We start from the raw sequence: 22893 nt of genomic DNA, 5'->3' as shown, positions 1-22893 counted from the left end.
AGCGCGCGATCTGGGTGCCTGGCTCGGACTGGTACCTCGACAGTACAGCACCGGCGGTAAACCCCGACTGCTTGGGATATCGAAACGTGGCAATACCTATTTACGCACTTTGCTCATCCATGGCGCTCGAGCGTCACTGCCATCGCTCTCAAAGAGTGATACGCCAACGGGCCGTTGGCTCAAGGCAATGATGGAGCGTGGTGTTCACCGCAACGTCATGGTTGTAGCGCTAGCAAACAAATTGGCCCGGATAGCATGGGCCGTTTTGCGTAAGGAAACAGGCTTTGATCGCAGTTGCCCTGCGGTAGCGTAATCAGACCGGCTAGGCAATAAGAACGCGTAGCCTATGAGGTTTGCAGGAAGGATCGTGAAGATGGCCTGACAGTCGAACGGCGTTTGGAAAGCCCGGTCAAAAAAATGGCATTAACTGCCGATCCGTTTATGGGGCTCTGAACGTGCGGATGTCCATCTTGGCCATGGGGGTGCTCATGAGACCGTATACGTTGACGCAGACTGATCAGAACATCGTAAAAATCCTATTGCAAACGGGGCGGGCCATACGTTTTTTGAGCCCGCTTTGGAAAGTGCTTCGCGGAGGATCTCGACCTCCATCGTCTTGCGCTCCGCAGCGTTGTTGTCTATGGCCACACGCCCGTCCTCCAGGAACAGGCAGAGTGACGGCCATCTGCTCAGCCCATAGCGCAAAGCCTTCGCCAGGAATGCGAAGCAACTGCTTTTCTGCCCATGCGTGCAGTTCCTCGACCTTTGGCTTGCTGTGCTTTTGACGCGTGACAAACCTTACATCGGCGGGCTGACCTGCAATATCCCGCTCGATATCATACAGCGCTCCGATCCGATCGAGAGCCTCGCGCGCAATCCCGAATTTGTTCGCGGTCCAGATGTCATGAAAGTCACGCCGCCAATGTGCCCAGCAGGAAACCTCGCGGAAGCGGCAGTTCCCACCCGCATCAGGTTCGTATAGTTTTGCGTAGCCTTTATAACCATCGGCCTGGAGGATGCCGCTCGCTTCTCGCAGATGATGGTGGACGTGCTCTTCCTTCCAGTCGGGAGCGAAGTAATAAACCGCACCCGGCGCTGCGCTGCCCACCCATGGACGTTGATCGCGGACATATGTCCAGATCCTGCCCTTCTTCACACCTTTGCCCAGTCCCTTGTCGCGCAATGAGCGATCCAGCACCCGGATCGGCGTATCGTCAGCATGGAGGAGATCACTTTTCATGATCTCGGTCTCAATGCGCTCGATCAGCGGACGGAGCACTTGCATAGCACAACCGCACCAGTCCACCAGTGTGCTGTCAGGTATATCGGCACCCATCCGCGCGAAGATCTCGTTGAGGCGATAGAGCGGCAGATGATCGTCGAACTTCGAGACCAGAATATAGGCCAGAAGACCGGCACCAGCCATGCTACCCGGGATCGGACGGCTGGGTGCAGGAACTTGCACCAATTTCTCACAGCAACGGCACGACTTCTTTGGTCGGGCGATCTCAATGACCTTCATCTTCGCTGCCGTCATGTCGAGGATTTCGCTGACATCCTCTCCGACAAGGCGCAATTCTCCGCCGCAGGCAGGACAACAATGACCGGGATCCAGTTCCCGGCGTTCGCGAACGGCATTTTCCGACACACGCGGACGTCGACGCAGTGGCCGGGATTGTGAAGTCTCCTCCGGACCACAAGCTGTATCATTTTCAAGCTCTTCGACGGGCGCGGTCTCGTGCTCGGCACTGGCAATCAACAGATCCTCCAGCGCCAGTTCCAGTTGCGCAATTTCCCGCTCGATCTTTTCAGAAGACTTGCCGAAGATCTGTTTCTTCAATCGCGCAATGCGTAGCATCAGACCTTGGATCAGGTGATCGTGCGCTTTCAACGCCGCCGACATCTTCGCATTCTCCGCCTGCAAGGCGGTGATCATTGTCTTCAGAAAGACTGGATTGTCAGGAAGATTTGAGCGCGCATTCGACATGATCCTGACTAGCATAAATCAGGACAGAACGCCATAAAACAAGTATTTTCAGTAAGATAAAATCAACCGACACGTGCCGGCGGAGCACCCCAGTCCGGACGTCTCCAATCTATTCCTTCCCATAGCATCGCCAGCTGTGCTGCTGTCAGTCGAGCCGACCCATCGGCCGCTGAGGGCCAGGGGAAACGCCCTATCTGCAGAATTTTATAATAAAGGCAAAATCCCTGGCGATCAAAATATAGGAGCTTCACCCGATCACCACGCCGCCCACGAAAGGTGAAGACAGCTCCACCTGTCGGCTTCTGGCGCAAGACATCCTGTGCCAACATCGAAAGGCCCTCAATGCCCTTCCTCATATCTGTGACGCCGCAGGCAAGATAAACCCGAACGCCGGTGCCCGGTCCGATCATGCCTGTTCCACCGCCCGGATCAGCCGCGTCAGCACCGCGCCTTCCATTTGGCTGCCAAAACAAAGTCGACGGCCGCAGCGCAATTGCAATTCGATCATCGAGGATGCAACATTGACGGAGCTATTCGGCTCAGAGCCAAGCGGAGCGGCAGTCATGTCAACGGGAAGAAACAAGGGCTCCCGCGAGGGAGGCAGAAGCCCCTTCCTCTTCAACTCGCTACGCCACATATAAATCTGCTGCCGCGATACATCGTGACGGAGCGCAACTTCTGTGGCTGTCGCGCTATCAACCCCAACCGAACTGACTATCGCAAGCTTCTCTTCGGTCCGCCACCGACGGCGGCGTTCGTGGCCCAGTATCTCCATCCGCATCGTCTACCTCAACCTTAAGACACGTCATTAACGACGTCGCTAAAGACGTGTCTTACGGCACGAGGCCTTGCTTCAACAGGCGGTAGCAATCGGGCCGTTACGCTGCAGCACCTCCCTCACTCAAGAGCCTGCGCCACCGGTAAAGCAGATTGGGCACAACGCCATGGCGGCGAGCGGTCGAAGATACCGTCTCGCCTGGTTCAAAACTCTGCTCAATGATTGTCAGCTTCTGCTCGGTTGTCCACCGCCTGCGGCGAACATCACCCGTCAGCAATTCAACGTGTCGATACTCCTGAGACATAAGCCTGTCCTCAAGCCTGTGCTTGAGCCTTTCTGCTTATGCCGACATGTCCGGTCGAAATGGGGGGCAGTTCACACGCATAGCAAAGCGCGCTTGCATTTGCTTCGCGGCTTAATGTGCAAAGCTGTGCTCAGGTGACTGTCTGCCGACTGTCGTCGGCAGACAGTCACCCAATTAACACGAGACGAGTTGTCACGCAGTCCCGGTTCATTCAGAGACAGGAATACTTCAAGGGAATTCACATAAGCATCAATTAAGAACTCACCTTCGACAGTACACTAAAGCCAACAGTCTGTGGGCTTACGGATTTCAATTTAGAATCCAAATCAATAGAGGTCCAACCAATTTTAAGAAAGTTAATTCCCAATGTCTCTTGTATGCTATCTCCACTAAGACAAAAATTATAATGTGTGATCACAGCGTCTTCCAGAGCGAAGCTATATAATTTCGTCATTACATTGCCTTCACCGCTCTTTATGCAATTGAGAACCATTTTTTCGGTCGAGGAGGAAGTGACTATACTTTTAAAAAATTCAATGGAAGATGCAGTGCCTGTTCTAGTTGCAATTATTTCGGATACAAAGGGCGGAGAACTTTCACGAGCCGTCCCATTCAGACGTATGCTACGCCCTGCTCCAAAATTTACAGTATCCAGTTTGAAAGCTTTTTCATAGCCTGCTACTCCAGACTTACCATCTAGATTGGGTATATCTAATAAAGCTAACATACTTATTTCCTTTCAACAAAAAACGTTTATTATTTTTTAGAAAGCATGCTTCATACATGAAGCGCACTGCATTGTGAGTGTTATTTTTATAGCAAAAAAGTTATAAGCCCTAAAGAAAATATTCTGAGATTATAACGTGCGGTTGGCTAGCCGGGGTTATCAGCAGTTGGGAGTTCTCTAAGTTGAAAACTATTAGCACTAAATTCAACACTCACACTATCTATAACGCGGCCGTCGACCACCGCGTTAAGAAAGAAGCTCGAAAGTATAGGTAAGAGATCCCGAGCAATCATAGCCTCAATCATTCGAGCGCCCGTTTCACTACAACGGGCGTTTTCTATCAACGCCATGCGTGCACTATCGCTCAAAGATAGGGTCGCCCCATATCTCTCTAAAACCCTCTTTCGTACGACATCTATCTGAAGCTCAACTATCGTCGCCAGAGTATTTTCATCTAAAGGCAAAAATGGCAAAACCATTGTTCGACCAAGGAACGCGGGTTTAAACTGCTCCTTTAATGTAGGTAAGAGCAAAACATTTAGGGCCTCGTCGGTCGGTATAGCCTTTTCCGTTAGAAAACTTGATAGGAGCTCAGATCCCGTATTTGCAGTCATGATAATGGTGGTATTCTTGAAATCAATGTCGCGACCTTCTCCATCACGTAAGCTCCCCTTATCGAAGACCTGATAAAATAAATCCTGAACACCAGGGTGGGCTTTATCCATCTCGTCGAGCAATAGAACTCCGTAAGGGCGACGGCGAACCGCTTCTGTCAAGATGCCTCCTTCGCCATAACCAACGTATCCAGGAGGGGACCCGACCAGCATCGATACTTTATGCTCTTCTTTGAACTCGGACATATTAATAATGGTAATGGAATTACGATCTCCATACAGTATTTCTGTAAGCGCATGGGCCATTTCGGTTTTACCGGTCCCAGACATCCCAACAAACAAGAATACCGCTGGAGGACGACGAGGATCGGATAAGCCAGCACGCGAGATTCGCATAGCAGCTGCTATACGCGCTATAACATTATCCTGACCGTGCACTCGCTGCTTAAGCCGATTCTCCAGATCAATGATAGCTTCGATCTGATTGCAAAGAAGTTTGCCGATTGGAATGCCTGTCCATCGCGCTACGATTTTAGCAATGACATCACCATCCACAACTTGAGGTACCAACGGCTGCTCTATGATAACCTCGTTTAGCTCAGCGTGAACCATAGCCAGTTGGTTTTGGAATTTCTCTCTTTCGTGGTGAGATAATTGTATCTCTGAATGAGGTCCTAACGCTTTTTCCAACATGTCCGCTTGCTCTACAAGCATTAATTCACGCTGATAGCGAACTTGTAACTCGCTAATCTGGTCTTGCAGCACACTTTTCTGGCGCGCAAGTTCCGCGATACGTACGTCAATTTCTTCGTGAGCAGGCTCAATTCGAAGTCTTGCCATTTCGGCTTCTAGTACGTGCATTTCATTATGAGCGGCATCTAGCTCCTCTGGAAAAGATTGCCTCGCCATAGCGACGTAGGCGGCCGCAGTGTCTAGCACACTAATGGCTTTGTCCGGCAACTGACGAGAGGCTATATACCTTGTAGACAGCCGGACTGCAGCGTTTAGGGCACTTTCACGAATCTGCACCCCGTGATGTTCGCTGAATACGTCAACCATTCCTCTTAACATTCGAAGAGCGGATTCTTCGTCCGGTTCGCTAATAGCGATTGGTTGAAATCGACGAGATAGAGCAGCATCTTTCTCAAAATAACGCTTATACTCACTCCACGTCGTGGCCGCGATGGTACGCAATTCTCCTCTTGCCAATGCGGGTTTAAGAATATTGGCCGCATCATTTTGACTTACGCCTCCACCGGCCCCGACCAAGGCATGTGCTTCGTCAATGAATAATATTATTGGGGTAACCGATGCTTTAATTTCGCCGACAACGCCGTGCAATCGTCGTTCGAACTCGCCCTTTATACCCGCACCAGCCTCAAGCAAGCTTAAATCAAGCATAAGTAAACGCACACCATGAAGAGGTTTAGGGATGTTACCTTTTACAATTTCCAGCGCCAGCGCCTCAGCTACGGCTGTTTTCCCGACGCCGGCTTCTCCCACTAAAATCGGGTTGTTTTGTCGTCTTCGCGTTAGAACATCCAGCAATTGCCTTAGCTCGCGCTCGCGCCCTACCACCGCGTCTAGTTTGCCAGCTCGGGCTTCTGCAGTCATATCATGCGTATAAAGCTCAAGAAACTGGCCAGCTCCGATATATCCGCGCTCCTCAACGGCTCCGGAGACTAGTAACGGTTCGTCATCTAACTTAGCCGCAAAAGTACGTAGCTTCGGCGCATTTAAACCCAATAATGAGGGAGCAATATGCCTCGGATCTTCAGAAGGAGAGGAGCATAAAGCTAGAAGCAGGTCAAAAAGCGACACGCAACGTCGGCCGAACTGGATCGAGGCTACGAGCCAAGCTTCCCGAACCAAATTCAAGAGGTTTTGTGAAAGAGTTAGGGAGGCGTCTTCCTCTATGGGCAGGAGATGGAGCGAGTAATCTAATTCACACTTTAGTTGTCGAACTTCAATTTTAAACTCCGAAAGAACGCGCAATAAAAGCTTGTTCTCACATTCCAATAACGCTTGCAGCCAGTGAACAACCTCAACAGACGAGTTACGGCGACGCGAAGCCAACGAGGCTGCCCCCTCAAGACCAGTTCTCAAATCTGAGTGCAGCGTGTCAACGAGCCGATGAACGTCGATATGATCCATTGTACTAAGCATCTTAATCATTTGTAATCAATTAATTAACTTCAATATAATTACTTAAGTTTATATTAAATAATGGATATTAGGCAAACCATGAATAACGAATACCATGCTGCTATATCTATATAGAACAACGATTCAGCCGTTGACAATCCATTAAATAGCGTATTAAAATATATTTTCAGTTACAAAATATTTTTTAGCGTGGGTTAATATTTCTTGGATGTTACCTTATTAACGGCCCCGATTTCCGAGGGCAGTCCTTGTGGTATAAATATACGCGAACATGATTCGACGCAATCGCTATATTATGAGCTCAAGGATGCGCGGAATTCTGCGCGCGCGATTGAGAGGTCCTTTGCGATTGGTGATGCGATAGGGGTTTCGCAGCATTGGACCGATGTGAACTCGCTGGCCTTGCAAATTCTTTCTGAGTATAGCAAAGATCTTGAGGTTTTTTGCTGGCTGGCGGAGGCCCAGGTTCGGCTGCGCGGGTTTGTCGGTCTTCGTGATACGTTCAACGTTCTTTCGATAGTTGTGCACCGGTATGGGATGGATCTACATTCAGTGTCGAGTGATACCATCGAGGAGCGTGTCGCGCCGTTGAATGGGCTCAATGGGCGGGGTAGTGACGGGGTGCTACTTCAAGCACTACGTTTAGTCTCATTAGTGCCGGACAGTGTATACGGTGTGGCTTGTTTATGGGATTATCAACGAGCGCAACGACCTGATGAGGAGATTCTTCGGGAGCAGCTACAACAGGCTGTTGCGGAGAAGGGTAGGTCGCAAATGATCGAACAATTGCAATGTGTTGAGAGTTGTATTGAGCAATTTGATGCACTCAACCAAGCACTGGAAAGCATTTGTGACTCAGATGCACCTGCATCCTCTAACATACGTCAAGTGTTATGCGAAGTTGCAGCTGCGATCAAGGATATGGCGAGGCTCGAAACAGCGGTTAATGTCGGCGAGGTGTCTCAGGAGTTGTTTGTCTCGGCTGACAATGGTATTGAGGTTCCGGAATTGTCGCTGCGGGCGCCTGTCTCAATCACATCGAGAGAGGAGGCTTTTAAGGTTCTGCTTTGTGTTGCGCACTTTTTTAAGTGCACCGAGCCACATTCTCCCACGTCACAAGTCTTGGAAACGCTGGTAGCGCGGGGGCGTATGGATTTTCAGACGTTGCTCAAGGAGCTTCTACCAGATGACGCAATACGTTTGTCTGTAATAAGCGCAGCGGGCATTCAGCCGAAAGCTGAACCCGAAGTGTAATAGGTATTTATCCATTTTAATCCAGCTATATAAGGAAAATTTGTTGTGGTTAATGTCCATCAGAAGCTTGAACGTGTAAGAAAGCCTCGCGTTCACATTAAGTACGAAGTCGAAACGGAGGGTGGAGCTGTCGTTAAGGAGCTACCATTTGTTGTAGGTGTCCTCGGTGATTTCTCAGGTACTCCAACAGAGCCCTTGAAACCGCTGAGTGAACGGAGATTTGTGCAAATTGACCGCGATAATTTTGATGATGTTATGCGTAGAATGTCGCCCGGGCTCGATTTTCGCGTAAATAATACAATTACGAACGACGACACTGAGCTTTCGGTGTCTCTGAAATTTGAAAGTATGAAAGATTTTGAACCGAGCGCTATCGTAGAGCAGGTTCCCGCTCTGAAAGCTCTGTTGTACGCGCGGAACGAATTAAGAGACCTTCTAAGTAAAGCAGATCGCTCGGAGGAATTGGAGGATCTGTTGGAGAATTTACTACAAAATAAGTCTGAGCTTTCAAAGCTTGAGAAAGAATTAAGCGATCAACACAATCACGATGAAACGTAATACTATTGTTAGGTGGTTGTCGGTCCAGGACCTAAGGAGTTTTTTAAGTGAACAGTAAATTGCATAGGCAAGACGTTGTCACTGTTTCTGAAAATTCAGCAGAAAGTTTGCTTGGCAGGGTATTGAACGCTACGAAGCAAACGGAACCTGAACGCGCTCGTGAGATGCTTCGCACCCTTACCGCTCAGGCAATGAAAGGATCTATTACGTACGATCGTAATCTCACGGTTTCGTTAAATAACGCAATATCTGAACTGGATAGAATTATCTCAGTTCAACTTGCCACATTAATGCAATCGCCCGAATTCACTAAACTAGAGGGAACATGGCGAGGTCTCCAGTATTTAGTGAAAAATACCGAAACTAGCTCTAATTTGAAGATTAGAGTTATGAACGTTTCCAAACGGGAGCTTTCAAAGGATATTGCCAAGGCCGCTGAATTTGACCAATCTCGTTTGTTTAAAGCAATTTATGAAGACGAATTTGGGACCGCCGGTGGTGAGCCTATTGGTGCGCTTATCGGGGATTACGAGTTTGATAAATCAACAGATGATATACAGCTTCTTCAAGGGATTGGGTCGATAGCGGCGGCGTCATTTGCACCCTTTATTTCCGCCGTTAGTTCGCGAATGTTCGGATTTGATGATTTTCGTGAACTTTCTAAAGCTAGAGATCTCGGGAAGATTTTTGAAACTAAAGAATATAGAAGATGGAACTCTTTACGTGAAAGTGATGAATCGCGTTTTCTTTCCTTGGTTATGCCACGAGTTTTGGCACGGCTCCCGTATGGTCCGACGACGACGTTGATTGACGAATTTGCATATGATGAGATGGTTGCAGAAGCCGATGGTGGAATCCCACATGAGAATTACTGCTGGATGAATGCCGCTTATGTATTGGGTGTTCGCCTAACAGAGGCGTTTGCGGAGCATGGTTGGTGTACAGCAATTCGAGGAGCTGAGAATGGCGGTAAGGTTGATAATCTTCCCATGCATGTATTTACGAGTGACGACGGAGATCTTGATTTAAAATGCCCCAGTGAAGTGGGGATTGCAGATCGACGCGATGCTGAGCTTAGTAAGTTGGGGTTTTTGCCATTATGTCATTATAAAAATACTGATTATGCGGTGTTTTTTGGAGCTCAAACCCTGCATAAACCAAAAGCGTTTGACCGTCCTGAAGCAACAGCGAATGCTGCTATCTCTGCTCGATTGCCTTATATGATGGCAAGTTCCCGCTTCGCTCATTATTTAAAGGTCATGGGACGTGACAAAATTGGTTCTTTTTTAGAAGCCGAAGATTGTGAAGCATGGCTTAATCGCTGGATACAAAATTATGTTAATACTAACGATAGTGCAGGACAAGAGTCTCGTGCCAAATATCCATTACGCGATGCAAGGATCACCGTCGAAGAAGTTGTTGGGCGACCGGGTGCTTACAATGCTGTGGCTTGGCTTCGTCCATGGTTGCAAATGGAGGAACTGACCGCATCAATGCGTCTGGTAGCACGTATCCCGGGCAAGAATTAAAGTTCCGACAGTCCCGTGAAAAAGTTTGCTTTAATCTCGAGATCAAGCGCTTGATAGGTTTTAGCTTGACTAGACGTCGCATCGATCATCTCATATCCTGCGTTGACGAGTTATTGAATCGCCAAATCAACGAGATCATACACAATCCAAGCTTTCAGGCATTGGAAGCGGCGTGGCGTGGCGTTTATTTGCTTGCTCGTCACGCAGGATCTCGAAGCGGCGTCAAATTGAAGCTGTTAGATTTAAATTGGAATACACTGGCTCGTGACGTCGAAGGAGCCAGTGAATTCGATCAAACTGAACTTTTTAATTTTATTTACAATCTAGAATTCGGAATGCCGGGGGGGGAACCTTTTGGCTTAATCGTTGCTGATTATGTTTTGGGTCCTGGAGTAAAGAACGGATTCGATGTTGTATCGGTTCTCACACAGGTTAGTACGATTGCCGCTGCTGCGTTTTGCCCCTTTATCGCGGAAGCGGCACCATCGATTTTAGGGTTGTGTGACTTCAATGAGCTTAAGCACGCCCCCAATCTAAAAGTTTCGATTCAAGACAGTTCCCACAGGCGCTGGAATAGATTGCGCGAACACGAGGACACACGTTTTGTAGGACTTGTTGGACCAAGGATTTTAATGCGAAAACCTTATTCGATCAACTCACGCGATCGTATAAATCAGTTTCCGTTTAGAGAGATGATTAGAATGGAGGACCAGCATCTGTTGTGGGGTAATGGTGCATTCGCTTTCGCATTGGTGATTATTCGCTGTTACCTTGAAACAGGTTGGTTCTCTGACATTCGTGGTATAAAGTACGATGGTAAAGGTGGCGGAGCGCTATCTGCACTTGATATAGAACCATATGATGACCTGCTGGAGTCCAACAGTTTGTCTGCTCAACCACCGGTTAGTATCCGCTTAAGTTCATCTCAAGAGCAACATTTCCGCGATAATGGGTTAATTCCTCTAGCGCCTACCTATCTGTCTCCCACGCTGGTGTTCAATTCGAACGCTTCACTTCATCTTCCTTCGCAAAAGCAGAACGAAAATACTCGTTTAAACGCTATGCTGCAATACGTACTCTGCGTGTCACGCTTTTGCCAGTATCTTAAAGTTATTATGCGGAATGAAATCGGGTCAAGCATGAGTGCTGATCGTTTGAGCAATATTATTGAGAAATTCCTGTTTGAATATACGTCTGCTACTATCAGTTCGGATCTGGACTTTTGCAGCCGCTATCCATTACGGGCGGCCAGTGTTAATATTCATGAATATCCAGGTCATCAGGATAAATACGTGTGCAGAGTCCATATTCAACCGCGCACACAAATATTTGATGTGTCTACTGTTTTTCAAATTATATTCGAAAATCCTGGGCTACAAGAAAAAATATTTTTATAAAATGTGGTTTATCATTCAGATATATAAGTATTCGTTGTAATATATATAATTATTATTTTAATACAATGATGAGGCCAAATAATAATAGATATTCCAGATGGTTATCATAAAAAGTTGGCAGAGCAGATTCATTCCTTGATCAAGGACATTAGTGCGGACATGGTCGAATCGGAGAAGACAGTTGATGGGCCAAATTTCGTCATTGCATCATCGGTGCTTGATCGGCTAATAGATACTGATCCGGGTTGCTTGGTTGATAACCCTTCTAGTAAAACAAAACAGTTGCAGAAATTGCACGATTCTATCCAGAGAGATTTGCAGGCCCTTCTCAATACAAGGCGTCCGGTAACGCGTCCACCTAAACATCTTGAAGAGCTGGAAAATTCCATATTGTATTATGGTACTGAAGTTTTTGCCTCAACTGAGCTGGAATCAGAGAGTGTCCAACTTGCTCTTCTTAGTATGTTGGAATGTTGTATCGCGAAAGCGGACGGTCGTTTATCTAACGTTCGTGTCACCGTCATGAATGGTGGATTTTTAAATGAGCAGAACTTGGAATTGCGTATTGAGGCAAATGTCCGTCTGCAGGAAGGTATGCCATCATTTTGCTTCGAGGTGACGGTCGACCCTGCCTCGCATCATTTTATTTTAGAGCCAGAGAATGAATGATCGATTTCTTGTACGGTACAATGAAGAACTAGCTGCTTTACGACGTAAGGCGGCTATGTTTGCGAAAAAATTTCCTAAGATTGCGGGAAGGTTACGTTTAACAGCTGACGTGGCAGATGACCCTCACGTAGAGCATATGATTCAAAGTTTTGCATTTTCAGCTGCGCGTATTCGGCAAAAATTAGATGATGAATTTCCAGAGCTAACCTCCAGTCTCTTAGGAACGCTATATCCGCATTTTCTAGCTCCTCTACCCGCGATGAGCGTGGTCAGGTTTGAACCAAATGAACAACTCAGTTCGGCCCAAATAATTCCACGCTTCACTGAAGTGATATCGGAAGCCGTCGGAGGCGAAAGTTGCCGCTTCCGTACAACACAGAATATAGAGCTTGTTCCTATCAGGATGGTCTCAGCTAAACTCACTGGTCAGCCGATAGAAGGTCCAATTTCGCCTGTGGCGGGTGCTTTGAGTTGTTTGCATCTCACAATGCGGCCACTTAATATGGAATATTCATTAAAAACGGTTGGCCTCAACCGCCTAAGAATACATCTGTCAGCGCCGTGGAGAAAGGCTTCAATCCTATTTGAATTGTTAGCTAATCAGGTTTTAGGCATCGGCGTCGCAAGACATAAGGGAGATAGTGCAGCACCGTTAATTATCGGGGAAAATCTTAGAATAGTTGGTCACAGCGAAGAAGAGGCGATGCTTCCCTATCCGGCAACAAGTTTTTCAGGATATCGCCTCCTTTCTGAATTTTTCGCGTTACCACAGAAATTCTTATTTTTTGACATCAATAATATACAAGTTTTTGATGATAAACAGCTTGACGTATTCATTTATTTTAAGACATTGGATAATAGCTTAATAGGTTCAGTTACAGAGACCGATTTTGTACTGAATGCAACGCCCATTGTTAATCTCTTTCAACAGGCTTGTGAGCCACTTTTGATCGATGGAACGAAAACCGAATATCAGCTTGTGCCGGATGCGAGGAGATATAATTCGCGCGAGATTTATAGTGTGCAACGAGTACAATTATCGGACCGTAATGCTCGAGACCACCGATGTGAGCCTTTTTTTAAAAATAATCACGGTGACGAGCATATTCCTTATTATTGGCAAGCCTCTAGGCGTCAGAATGACGACGATCTAACGACAGATGTAGATATCGCGTTTATTGACGGGAATGGACGCCCACTCGAGACTGCGGAGATGGTCGCTAGTGTAGATGCGCTGTGCACCAACAGGACGCTATCGAACAAACTCCCGTTTGGGGGGGGGCACCCGTATTTCAGCGCAGCTACCAAGATTGATAATATTGCTTCGATAATTGCATTGACGCCGCCCACTGCAGCAAGTCGTCGCCCAACACGGGATATGCGTGAATGGCAACTTATTTCTCATCTTTTATTAAACCATAGGTCGCTGTCCGACAATGATGGCAGCGCGCTAAAGGATATTTTGTCGCTATATTTGGTTAATGACTCCCCTGAAACTCGGCATTTTATTGATGCCATTACACGTGTTGACGCACAAAAAGCTACAAAGAGACTGAACAGCGACGGTATAATACGTGGCACTGACATTGTCATTGAATTCGAGCCGGACAAGATTGAATATGCTAGTGCATACGTATTGGGGAGTATTTTAGATCACTTTCTAAGTCTATATACTTCGATTAACAGCTTTACGCGTTTGACTATAAAGATGCGGGGTCGGCCGGAGGCCACAGCAAGCTGGCCAGCACGGGCGTCAACTAGGCCTTTGGTATAAATTATGATAGCCGGCCCTTCTAGGTTATTGAAATTATTGAGACGGGATCCAGGACGCTTTGAGCCGATTACGGCGCTGCGCGTTGCGCAGCATTCGAGCACTAGTCTCACAATCCGATCACCGAACAACTTATCTATTCAGGTGCTTCCTGTTGAGATTAAGGCAAATGAAGGTGAAGAAGTTACATTAAATTCAACACTAGCTACTCTTTTTGGACCGACTGGTTCGCTTCCGCCGCTTTTCAACGAACTAGCAATCGAACAGCCTCGAAAGAGCTCACTCGCGTTTAATGCGTTTATTGATCTGTTCAATGATCGGCTGGCTGTTCTTTTTGCGGATGCCTGTGAGAAGTATCGTATAGCGAGTTCTCTTCGATGGCGCACGTCATCCAATAATGCCTTTGAGAAAACATTATTGTCACTTGCCGGGTTCGGAACCAAGAATCCTTTTACACGCGAAAAATTATATCAGTCTATATTAATGCGATACAGCGGATACTTCTCAAATTCAATTAGAAGCAGCGCTAATCTTAATGCAATCCTTACAGATTTCACCAATCTGCCTGTGACCGTTGAACAGTTTCGACTGCAACTGTTAGAAATACCAATTTGCGAGTTAACAAGCTTGGGTAAGACTAATTGTCGGCTTGGTATTGATGCGATCGCTGGAAAGCACATTCATGATTATTCTAGCGGTTTCCGGATAATCATCGGGCCGGTAAAATACAAGGAGTTTGTTTCATTACTCCCAAGTGGCTCAAGATTGAAGCTCCTCGATATGATAACTCGGCTCTATGTTGGTGGGAATCACAATTTCGATTTTCAGCTCACCCTAAAAAAAGAGGAAATCCCTCACATTCAACTGGGAGATAAGTCAATTCTTTTAGGTTGGAACTCTTGGCTTCGAGCCACATTTGCAGTCAAGGATAGCGGTGACGCAATTTTTGTCACAGAACCATGATCGCTTATCTACGATTTCGACGCAGCTTTAACGGTATATTTTCATTGGATGCTCATCGCATTTCAATTATATTCTCTAAATGTTCAATGCTTAAAACTCGATTTTGATGAACCTTTATTTGCATGGGCTATCGGCCTCCAATCGATCTGGGCTTTCTGTCGTTGCTCCTGGGAGGGCTTATAATATGTTAATCCTCTAATTAACGCGTCAAATAGAATGTTACGATCCTTGTGATCGCCTCGTTTTTCGTTGTAAATAATAGCGTTATTAAACGTGTTTTCAATGATAATGCAATTTTAAACATAGATATTTACGTCGAGTTTTATCCATTTCTGTTTCACTTGAAATATAAAGGCTGTCTGTGAATAAATAAATTGCGAGTGGCAATTAAAATATTAACTTTGAGATAAACTTCTGATCTACGTGTAAAGATAAAAAATTACTACTTATATTATGCGTACGAGATTTACTGTTTACCGAAATTTGCGGAAAGATCAGCAGGAATGAGTTCTGAAAACAGAGTATTATGGACTGAAGGTATGTTCTTGCGGACACAGCACTTCCAGCAAGCAGATCGCTGGACTGAACATCTCGTTCATACCACCTTTCGCTTTCTAGCGCCGTACCCTTGGGGGATTACGGAGTTGAAAATTGATCAAAGTGTATTAGCAATGGGACAGTTTTCCCTCACTCGTTTAAGCGGGATTTTACCAGACGGTACAACTTTCGTAGCTCCGATTGATGCAGATTTGCCAGCGCCGCTTATATTGGACGGTGTTGTCCCTGGTACGATTGTATACCTAGTTCTGCCATTGCGACGTTCCAACAGAGCTGAGTTCAATAGTGCTGGAAATGAGTCTGCTCATCTGAGATTAACTAGATCCAGTTACGAAGCACTCGATACTAACTGGGGTGTCGGTTTAAATGCTCCGATTGATGTCGGGCGGCTAGATTTGCGTTTGCTAAAAACGGGTAGCGAACTGGCTGGCTTTGCACACATTGGTTTAGCGCGTATAACCGAAGTTCGAGCGGACAACACCATTGTACTCGACCCTGATTATATAGCTCCCTCGTTGAACTGTGCTGCGGAACCCCGTTTGCTTGAGCTCATGAGCGAACTGCTGAGTATGGTTCGTCATCGCGCTGAAACAATTGCTGATCATATGGGTAATATTGATTATCATCGCGCTTCTGAGATCAGGGAACTATTGTTGCTTAACGCACTAAACCGGGCTGACGCGATGCTTACTCACATTAATGCGAATGCTCATCGGATCCATCCGTTAACATTGTTTGAATTCTGCATACAGCTGGCCGGCGAGCTTGCAACGTTTTCATCAGAAAGAAAGAGAGTGAATGAGTTCGCTACCTATCGCCACGACGATCTCCAGGCGACATTCTCAAGTGTCATAAGTTCTCTACGCTTATTTCTTTCTGTCGTTATTGGGCCAACAGCTACGCTTATTTCTTTTTCGGAGAGAGAGCATGGAATGTATGTGGGAACCATTAACGATAGAACGCTGCTGAAAGATGCTAATTTCGTACTTTCAGTGCAATCGGAATTTCCGGAAGAGGAAATGAGGCAAAAAATTCCTGCTCAAATCAAGGTGGGTCCAGTCGAACGCATATCCGAGTTGGTCAATGTCGCGCTACCTGGTATTCCTGTCCGTCCGTTGTCAGTATTGCCACGTCAGCTCCCTTATCGTCAGAAAACAACGTATTTTGAGTTTGATAAACGAAATTCGTTATGGTCTCAGCTCACAAACACTGGTGGGATAGCGCTGCACTTAGCTGGAGAGTTTCCAAACATTTCTATGGAGCTTTGGGCTATTCGAGAATGATAGGATCCAATTTATTTATAGATATTCTTTGTTATAGGAGTAAGCTCTTTCTTACTCATTGAAAAGAGGTGCCCCTGGAAATGACATACATGTCTGAGCATGCACATACAACGCCAAGCAATGAGCAAAACTCGATCCAAAGCTTACAGAACACGCTGGATCAATTTTTTGTAGACGACATCGCTAACTCGTTAAGCATGAAGGGAAAATACTTTCCTGTTATCGTTGCCGCGGCTGGACCTATAATCAATCTAGCTCATGGAATTCGTCAATCAGTTGATCAGCCCAGTATAGAAAAGCTTCATCAAGTTGCGATTAGTGCGATTAAAAAATATGAACGTGACCTTTTGTCAGTTTCGATTAACGCTGTTCATGCGAAAATCGCTCACTACGTTTTGTGCGCGACTCTTGATGACGTGATACTTAGTAAAACGTGGGGCATAGCTTCTGGGTGGGCACGCTTAGGTTTGGTATCCACGTATCATATGGATGTCAATAGTGGCGACAGGGTTTTTGAAATTCTTGCAGAACTGAGTCAGAATCCTAGCCATAATATTGATTTACTTATCTTATTCTATTTTTGTTTGTCGTTAGGATTCGAAGGACGCACGCGAATTATGGCCGACGGTGCAACGGAGATGACAATTACCCGTGATGCTTTGTATAACACTATTATGAGATATCAGGGTGGGGGAGGCCGAACCTTGTCGTTACACCCGTCCGCCGCGATGCATTTCGAGAGCGCTGTCCGGGGTTGGCTGGATTATAAGTACCCTTTATTGGCGGCTTTCTTGATGCTAGCAATATTGATTGGACAGTATTTTTTTAATGTTGCTGTCGATAAACTCACCCAGCCGACTCTTAAACAACTATCAGATTTGTCTGCCTATGGCGTGGTGACAATTGAATCCGCTAAAATTCTGCCGACGCAGCCGCACACTAAGGCCTCCAATCCTGCTTCGGTCTCGAATTTTCTCGCTAGAAAAGTTGATGTCCTTAATAATTTGTCTACGCTTCTTAAACCTGAGATTGACAAGCAGCTTATAACTATCAACAGTTCTAATGGAAGGCTCTTAGTGAAAATAAGCAGCTTTGGATTGTTTCCTTCTGGCAGTGCAAATGTAACACCTGAATTTCACAGCCTACTCAAACGTATAGGCGTAGCCTTGGCTGCAGAAAAATGCCGTGCAGTCGTGTATGGACACACAGATAGTGTTCCAATACACAATTTGAACTTTGGCTCCAATCTTGAGCTATCCAGCGCTCGAGCTAAAACAGTGGCCAATATACTCACATTTTTTACAGGACAAGGGACGGTCCTTTCGGAGGGGTTGGGCGATAGCAGACCAGTGGCTGCAAATGATACGCCTGCCAATCGTGATCGGAACCGGAGAATTGAAATTTTGGTACTAACTGATCCCTCAGATGAGTTGAATTCGGCGGCCGCAAGATCAGGATTTGAATGATGATCGGTAGGTTGGTTTTTTCCCTGAAGTTTTTCAATTCAACAATTCGTAACACAATAAAATATTTCTGGGCAAAAATTTTGCTATTAGCGGCCGCGTGTGCTATATTTGCGATATCGGCATATACAATCCATCAACATTATGCTGAATTGAGTATAAAGAAGATTCTTATATTAATTTCAGTAATCACGCTGATATCTATAGCTGCAATATTCGTTTACAGAATTAGTATTAGGAATAATATTTCGTGGGTTAAAGTATTTGACAAGCGCCGCTTGCCTGAGGCCGAAGTTAGCTTACGAAAGCAGTTTCTAGATGTTATTGTATTGTTACGAAATTTGTCCGGCAAGCGGAGCGGTTATATCTACAAGTTGCCGTGGTATATCGTACTAGGAGGCAATCGCGTCGGTAAGACAACTGTGTTAGAAAATTCAGGATTGAAATTCCCGGTCGGCCATCCGGCCGGTGCTTCTACGATTGCAAACACCGATGATGCGCAGTGCCGTTGGTGGTTTGCAGAAGAAGCTATATTGATTGACACACCTGGAGAGTTCGCGGAGGTCGATAATGATAATCGGACCAAAAATCGATTTTGGACGTTGTTACGACTTCTTCGCGTGAATCGGCCATTGCAACCGTTAAATGGTATAATATTAATATTCTCATTAGATGAGATAAGACAAGGAGATACAAGTAGCGTTCGAGGGAAGTTGAATGTAATTCGTCAACGTTTGAGTGAAGCCGACGTTGCTCTCGGCGCGCGTGTTCCCGTATATATTATAATAAATAAGATCGATCTGTTAGTCGGTTTTTCCGAATTTTTCCGAAATTTTAACCAATTGGAACGCGAGCAAATATGGGGAGTGACATTCCCATTATCAGAACATCCGCCGATCAGTCTACAGGAAACGTTTTGCAGAGAGTTCTTGGATCAGCAACACGAAGTTAATTCCATGTTGCTTGAGCGTTTACAGAAGCAGCCGGATATTGAAATGCGAGGTAGAATTTTTAAGTTCAGTGCAGAACTCTGCGATATGCGTGACAAGATTAGCAATTTGATATCAGCACTTTCTTCGGGCTCGCAGCTAGTATCTCCCCCGTTGCTTCGTGGCATTTACTTCGCGTCAAGCACTCAGCCATTGATCTCACCCCTAACGGGGAACAGAAGTTACTTTTTACTGGATCTTTTTCGGAAGCACATCTTTAAAGAAGCCCCGTTAGTTTCTTTTGACAAGCGTCTATTACGGCGCCGTCAATTGATGAAATTTGCTTTACTTGCTTTTGCTAGCATTTATGCTTTATGTTTCTTGGCTGTATGGATATTTACGTACGTAAATACGCATGAAATGGTGAGAAAAGAAGGAAAAGCTATTGAAACTTACTCCAGAGCTACCAAAGATTCTTCATATCTCAGTGTTGCGGACACCGATTTTACCAAAATACTTCCGATCATAGATCCTTTGAGAAATTTAACGTCAGATGCTGGAGGACATAGCTTTTCGATTTTGCTTTCCGGGCAATCCCGGAATCTGGATTCAGCAAACAAAATTGCCTATCTACATGCTCTCAATAGGTATCTTTTGCCAAGGCTTATTTTGCTGGCGCAACGCAAAATAGCGGTTTCAACTGATGCTAATTTGACCTTCGATCTACTCAAATTCTACGGCATGCTAGGCGGGCTTAGGCCAATTTCTTCTGCATTTATCCGTGACGAAACGGAAATATTATTCGAAGAACTTTACCCTAATGATTCTCAGTCTAGTTTAAGGAAATCGCTTCTTGACCACGTTGATCATCTCATATCGGGTGCACTTATTCCCATAACATTGGATGAAGCCCTTATTCGAAAGGCGAGAAAAGCTATTGAGCAGGAGAGCGTTGCCTCGCGGGCACTCTACATGCTGATTAACCGTCGAGATTCACGTCGGCTTCCAGCATGGGTTCCCGGAGAAGAAATTGGACCTGGTGGTGATCAGCTATTTGAGCGAAAAACCAAGAGTTTATGGCGCGGTGGAATAGCGGGAATTTACACCAGGCGGGGTTTCATTGAAATTGTGTTGCCGTTTTTGGCTTCAGCCGTTCAGGATGCAGTGGACGAGCAATGGGTTCATGGCATTGCAAATAGTCAATCACTGAAGGTTCTCGATACAGATTTAATAAATTCGGTTCTCTTGCAGTATTATGACAACTTTCAAAAGCAATGGCGGGAAATATTGTCGGATATTCAAATTAGAAAGCCACAGAACTTTAACGATGCGTCTGAGCTCGCGCGTCTTCTATCAACCCGTCCTAACGCTCTCGAAGGGATCGGGCTTTCGATTGCTAAGCATACGGATTTGTCTATTGACTCTTCGGGCGTGCTGCCGGTTTCGAACAGCGTGGGTTCCGCTCAGACGGCTGCGGTTTCTCTAGGAACTCCAAATTTTTATGATGGTTTGCGTGTATATGTGTCTCAAACAAAGAAGGACGCAGCTTCCGACGAGGCGGGAGAGCAGTTCAAGGAATTGACTATAATATTGCAAGCACTCTATGGTCAGCTGCTAAAAGCTGCTACCTCTTCAATTCTGGTTTCGCATTTTTTTGACGCAGATAATCCGTTCAATTTAGCCAATGATCGGCTCACACAAGAAGCCAAGCAGTTGCCTTCTCCCCTTGACCATTGGATTACTGTGTTCGCTTCCGACATAAATGACCTTGTCGTAAATAGTGGGAGAGCGAGTGCTCAAGAGCTGTGGAATTCGCATAACCGTGAGCTTTGCGACGAAATCGTAAGCGGGCGGTATCCATTTGTACGAAATTCGCCGCGAGATGTGTCTTTGAGTGATTTTGTGCGACTTTTCGGTCCCTCAGGAGTACTACAGACTTTTTTCAAGGAGCATGTTGAACCTTTTGTTAATACCAGTACTAAGCCATGGCGATGGCGGTTTTTGGTGAACAGAGGCGATTTAGATGGTCAAGCTCTTGCGCAATTTGAAAACGCTGAAAAAATTCGAGCCGCGTTTTTCTCGACGGGTTCGAATCAGCCCAACATCCAGATCAATGTTGAGCCCGTATCGTTGAGTAACTCAGCCAACGCGGTTATTCTTGAGATTGATGGTGCTCATGTGGTTTACTTCCATGGCCCGAAACAGAACCGTTCGTTTATTTGGCCTGCAGCAGAGCGCGCGAATCTTTCGAGGGTTGCGTTTCAGCCTGGAGGGTGGCTCCGTGCACTCAGTGCCAGTGGTGATTGGTCGCCATTTCGTTTGTTCGATCAGTCAGTTGTAGAACTTAAAGATGGTAATAACTTTCGAATGAGCTTTAGCAACGGCGTATTCAGAGCGGAGTTCGACGTTCAGTTTGGCTCAGTTTTGAACCCATTTAGATTGCCAGCTTTGAATGATTTTTCATGTCCTTTCAAATTTTAAGGTCGAGCGAGTGTGGCCATAGCCTGATAATCGGCGTGTCCGCGATGCATGCAAGAACGTCGGCAAGCCACCCCTGCGGATCGTAACGGCCCGATTGTTGCCGTGGAGAATATGTCTTGACGCGAGCGACGATCTCTTCGTCATCACAAAGCATTCGAGGAATTCTTGCCATTTTACGGCTGATTTGCGTGCGTCGGCCAGCATCTGTCTGAGCTCATCGATGCCGTCGTCCGTTAGCGCGGAAGTGGTTTTGCTCTGCTCCCTTAAAACTGGACCGTTTATAATGAGAGTTTTCCGCGCTATTTTCCTGGCTGGGAGAAGGAGTGGAAGGCATGAAAGCATCGAAGTTTTCGGACGCTCAGAAGGTGTTTATTCTCAAGCAGGGAGATGACGGCGTTCCGGTAGCGGAAATCTGTCGCAAGAGCGGGATCAGCCAGGCAACTTATTTCAACTGGAAGAAAAAGTATGCAGGTCTGCTGCCTGATGAGATACGGCGGCTGCGCGCCTTGGAAGAGGAAAATACGCGGCTGAAGAGGATTGTTGCAGACCTCACGCTTGATCGGGAGATGTTGCAGGATGTGATCCGCCGAAAACTTTAAGGCCTGCGCGGAAACGTGATCTGGTGGCGGGAATGCTTGTTGATTGGGGAATATCGATCCGACGGGCTTGTGCAGCACTAAGCTTCGAAAGATCGACTATCAATTACAAGTCCCGCCGCACCGTGCAGGCCGCTGTTGAGAAGCGGATCAAAGAGATTTGTGAAACCCGTGTGCGATAGGGTTACCGTCGCGTACACGTCCTGCTTCGTCGCGAAGGCTGGACCATCAACATGAAGAAAACACGTCGAATATACAATGAGTTAGGACTTCAGCTCAGGAATAAACATCCGAAACGTCGTGTCAAGGCCAAGCTGCGTGAGGATCGTCAACAAGCGATCGGGCCGAATGATGTTTGGGCGATGGACTTTGTGCATGATCAGCTGGCAACAGGAAAGAAACTCCGGATTCTGACTATTGTCGATACGCATTCACGCTACTCGCCGGCAACCGATCCGCGCTTCAGTTATCGTGGTGAGGATGTCGTTCAGACACTTGAGAAAGTGTGTCGTCGTGCTGGCTATCCGAAGACAATAAGGGTTGATAATGGAAGTGAGTTTGTTTCGCGTGACCTCGATCTGTGGGCCTATGCCAACAAGGTCACACTGGACTTCTCCCGACCCGGAAAGCCGAGGGATAACGGGTTCATCGAAGCCTTCAACAGTAAGCTTCGCGCCGAGTGCCTGAACGCACACTGGTTCTTAACGCTTGAAGATGCGCGCGAAAAGTTGGAGAATTGGCGTCGACACTATAATGAGGATCGTCCTCACTCGGCAATCGGATATAACGTGCCGATTGCCTTGCATAATCCCGATGGCGTCATCAGCCCGCCATTGGCATAAGAGCCGGAAAATTCTAATTCCCGG

Annotated in this window: 15 protein-coding genes and 3 pseudogenes; 12 read left to right on the top strand and 6 right to left on the bottom strand. The window is 46.4% G+C overall.

The window, feature by feature from the left end; genetic code table 11:
• The coding region (locus ACTJKP_RS23340) for a transposase (RefSeq protein WP_440632370.1) at positions 1 to 313 on the top strand (313 nt) is incomplete at its 5' end.
• 173 nt (positions 314 to 486) lie between these two features.
• Here the strand turns inward: ACTJKP_RS23340 and tnpC are convergent.
• The 6 genes and pseudogenes from tnpC to tssH form a co-directional block, all read right to left on the bottom strand.
• A pseudogene (gene tnpC, locus ACTJKP_RS23335) lies at positions 487 to 1858 on the bottom strand (IS66 family transposase).
• A 191-nt stretch (positions 1859 to 2049) separates the two neighbouring features.
• Positions 2050 to 2397, bottom strand: a complete 348-nt coding sequence (gene tnpB / locus ACTJKP_RS23330) for an IS66 family insertion sequence element accessory protein TnpB (protein ID WP_440632369.1) — start codon at positions 2395 to 2397, stop codon at positions 2050 to 2052.
• The gene (gene tnpA, locus ACTJKP_RS23325) at positions 2394 to 2768 is read right to left on the bottom strand and encodes an IS66-like element accessory protein TnpA (RefSeq protein WP_440632368.1); all 375 of its coding nucleotides are present in this window, start codon (positions 2766 to 2768) and stop codon (positions 2394 to 2396) included. The genes tnpB and tnpA overlap by 4 nt, the downstream gene beginning before the upstream one ends.
• A 100-nt stretch (positions 2769 to 2868) precedes the next feature.
• Positions 2869 to 3069, bottom strand: a pseudogene (locus ACTJKP_RS23320) (transposase); the annotation flags it as partial.
• A 253-nt stretch (positions 3070 to 3322) separates the two neighbouring features.
• Positions 3323 to 3796, bottom strand: a complete 474-nt coding sequence (locus tag ACTJKP_RS23315; protein ID WP_440632367.1) for a type VI secretion system tube protein Hcp — start codon at positions 3794 to 3796, stop codon at positions 3323 to 3325.
• 146 nt (positions 3797 to 3942) lie between these two features.
• The gene (gene tssH / locus ACTJKP_RS23310) at positions 3943 to 6564 is read right to left on the bottom strand and encodes a type VI secretion system ATPase TssH (protein WP_440632366.1); all 2622 of its coding nucleotides are present in this window, start codon (positions 6562 to 6564) and stop codon (positions 3943 to 3945) included.
• Between the two features lie 216 nt (positions 6565 to 6780).
• Between tssH and tssA the strand changes: the two genes are divergently transcribed.
• The 11 genes and pseudogenes from tssA (at position 6781) to ACTJKP_RS23255 (ending at position 22869) form a co-directional block, all read left to right on the top strand.
• The gene (gene tssA / locus ACTJKP_RS23305) at positions 6781 to 7830 is read left to right on the top strand and encodes a type VI secretion system protein TssA (RefSeq protein ID WP_440632365.1); all 1050 of its coding nucleotides are present in this window, start codon (positions 6781 to 6783) and stop codon (positions 7828 to 7830) included.
• A gap of 45 nt (positions 7831 to 7875) precedes the next feature.
• The gene (tssB, locus tag ACTJKP_RS23300; RefSeq protein WP_440632364.1) at positions 7876 to 8388 is read left to right on the top strand and encodes a type VI secretion system contractile sheath small subunit; all 513 of its coding nucleotides are present in this window, start codon (positions 7876 to 7878) and stop codon (positions 8386 to 8388) included.
• A gap of 47 nt (positions 8389 to 8435) precedes the next feature.
• Complete coding sequence (tssC, locus tag ACTJKP_RS23295; RefSeq protein WP_440632363.1) at positions 8436 to 9917, top strand: type VI secretion system contractile sheath large subunit; 1482 nt, start codon at positions 8436 to 8438, stop codon at positions 9915 to 9917.
• Entirely contained in the window at positions 9851 to 11314 is a 1464-nt protein-coding gene (gene tssC / locus ACTJKP_RS23290) for a type VI secretion system contractile sheath large subunit (protein ID WP_440632362.1), read from the top strand. The genes tssC (ACTJKP_RS23295) and tssC (ACTJKP_RS23290) overlap by 67 nt, the downstream gene beginning before the upstream one ends.
• A gap of 135 nt (positions 11315 to 11449) precedes the next feature.
• Positions 11450 to 11983, top strand: a complete 534-nt coding sequence (gene tssE, locus ACTJKP_RS23285) for a type VI secretion system baseplate subunit TssE (RefSeq protein ID WP_440632361.1) — start codon at positions 11450 to 11452, stop codon at positions 11981 to 11983.
• Positions 11976 to 13757, top strand: a complete 1782-nt coding sequence (tssF, locus tag ACTJKP_RS23280; RefSeq protein WP_440632360.1) for a type VI secretion system baseplate subunit TssF — start codon at positions 11976 to 11978, stop codon at positions 13755 to 13757. Before tssE ends, tssF begins: the two co-directional genes overlap by 8 nt.
• Before the next feature lie 3 nt (positions 13758 to 13760).
• Positions 13761 to 14717: a type VI secretion system baseplate subunit TssG gene (tssG, locus tag ACTJKP_RS23275; protein ID WP_440632359.1), complete on the top strand. Its 957-nt coding sequence runs from the start codon at positions 13761 to 13763 to the stop codon at positions 14715 to 14717.
• A gap of 503 nt (positions 14718 to 15220) precedes the next feature.
• Positions 15221 to 16558, top strand: coding sequence for a type VI secretion system baseplate subunit TssK (gene tssK / locus ACTJKP_RS23270; RefSeq protein ID WP_440632358.1), 1338 nt, complete (start codon positions 15221 to 15223; stop codon positions 16556 to 16558).
• A gap of 89 nt (positions 16559 to 16647) precedes the next feature.
• The gene (icmH, locus tag ACTJKP_RS23265; protein ID WP_440632357.1) at positions 16648 to 18024 is read left to right on the top strand and encodes a type IVB secretion system protein IcmH/DotU; all 1377 of its coding nucleotides are present in this window, start codon (positions 16648 to 16650) and stop codon (positions 18022 to 18024) included.
• Positions 18021 to 21431, top strand: a complete 3411-nt coding sequence (tssM, locus tag ACTJKP_RS23260) for a type VI secretion system membrane subunit TssM (protein ID WP_440632356.1) — start codon at positions 18021 to 18023, stop codon at positions 21429 to 21431. Before icmH ends, tssM begins: the two co-directional genes overlap by 4 nt.
• Before the next feature lie 332 nt (positions 21432 to 21763).
• Positions 21764 to 22869, top strand: a pseudogene (locus tag ACTJKP_RS23255) (IS3 family transposase).
• Positions 22870 to 22893: the final 24 nt, after the last annotated feature.

This window comes from Brucella sp. 22210, assembly GCF_052045675.1.
In the GTDB taxonomy this organism is placed as follows: Bacteria; Pseudomonadota; Alphaproteobacteria; order Rhizobiales; family Rhizobiaceae; genus Brucella.
This window is presented reverse-complemented; position numbering and strand designations above follow the sequence as displayed.

What these genes read in the sequence shown, in the direction of transcription:
- tssM (WP_440632356.1), top strand. Translation starts at nt 18,021, where the DNA reads ATGATGATCGGTAGGTTGGTTTTTTCCCTGAAGTTTTTCAATTCAACA.
- tssC (WP_440632362.1), top strand. Translation starts at nt 9,851, where the DNA reads ATGGTTGCAAATGGAGGAACTGACCGCATCAATGCGTCTGGTAGCACG.
- icmH (WP_440632357.1), top strand. Translation starts at nt 16,648, where the DNA reads ATGTCTGAGCATGCACATACAACGCCAAGCAATGAGCAAAACTCGATC.
- tnpB (WP_440632369.1), bottom strand. Translation starts at nt 2,397, where the DNA reads ATGATCGGACCGGGCACCGGCGTTCGGGTTTATCTTGCCTGCGGCGTC.
- tssG (WP_440632359.1), top strand. Translation starts at nt 13,761, where the DNA reads ATGATAGCCGGCCCTTCTAGGTTATTGAAATTATTGAGACGGGATCCA.
- tnpA (WP_440632368.1), bottom strand. Translation starts at nt 2,768, where the DNA reads ATGCGGATGGAGATACTGGGCCACGAACGCCGCCGTCGGTGGCGGACC.
- ACTJKP_RS23315 (WP_440632367.1), bottom strand. Translation starts at nt 3,796, where the DNA reads ATGTTAGCTTTATTAGATATACCCAATCTAGATGGTAAGTCTGGAGTA.
- tssF (WP_440632360.1), top strand. Translation starts at nt 11,976, where the DNA reads ATGAATGATCGATTTCTTGTACGGTACAATGAAGAACTAGCTGCTTTA.
- tssH (WP_440632366.1), bottom strand. Translation starts at nt 6,564, where the DNA reads ATGGATCATATCGACGTTCATCGGCTCGTTGACACGCTGCACTCAGAT.
- tssK (WP_440632358.1), top strand. Translation starts at nt 15,221, where the DNA reads ATGAGTTCTGAAAACAGAGTATTATGGACTGAAGGTATGTTCTTGCGG.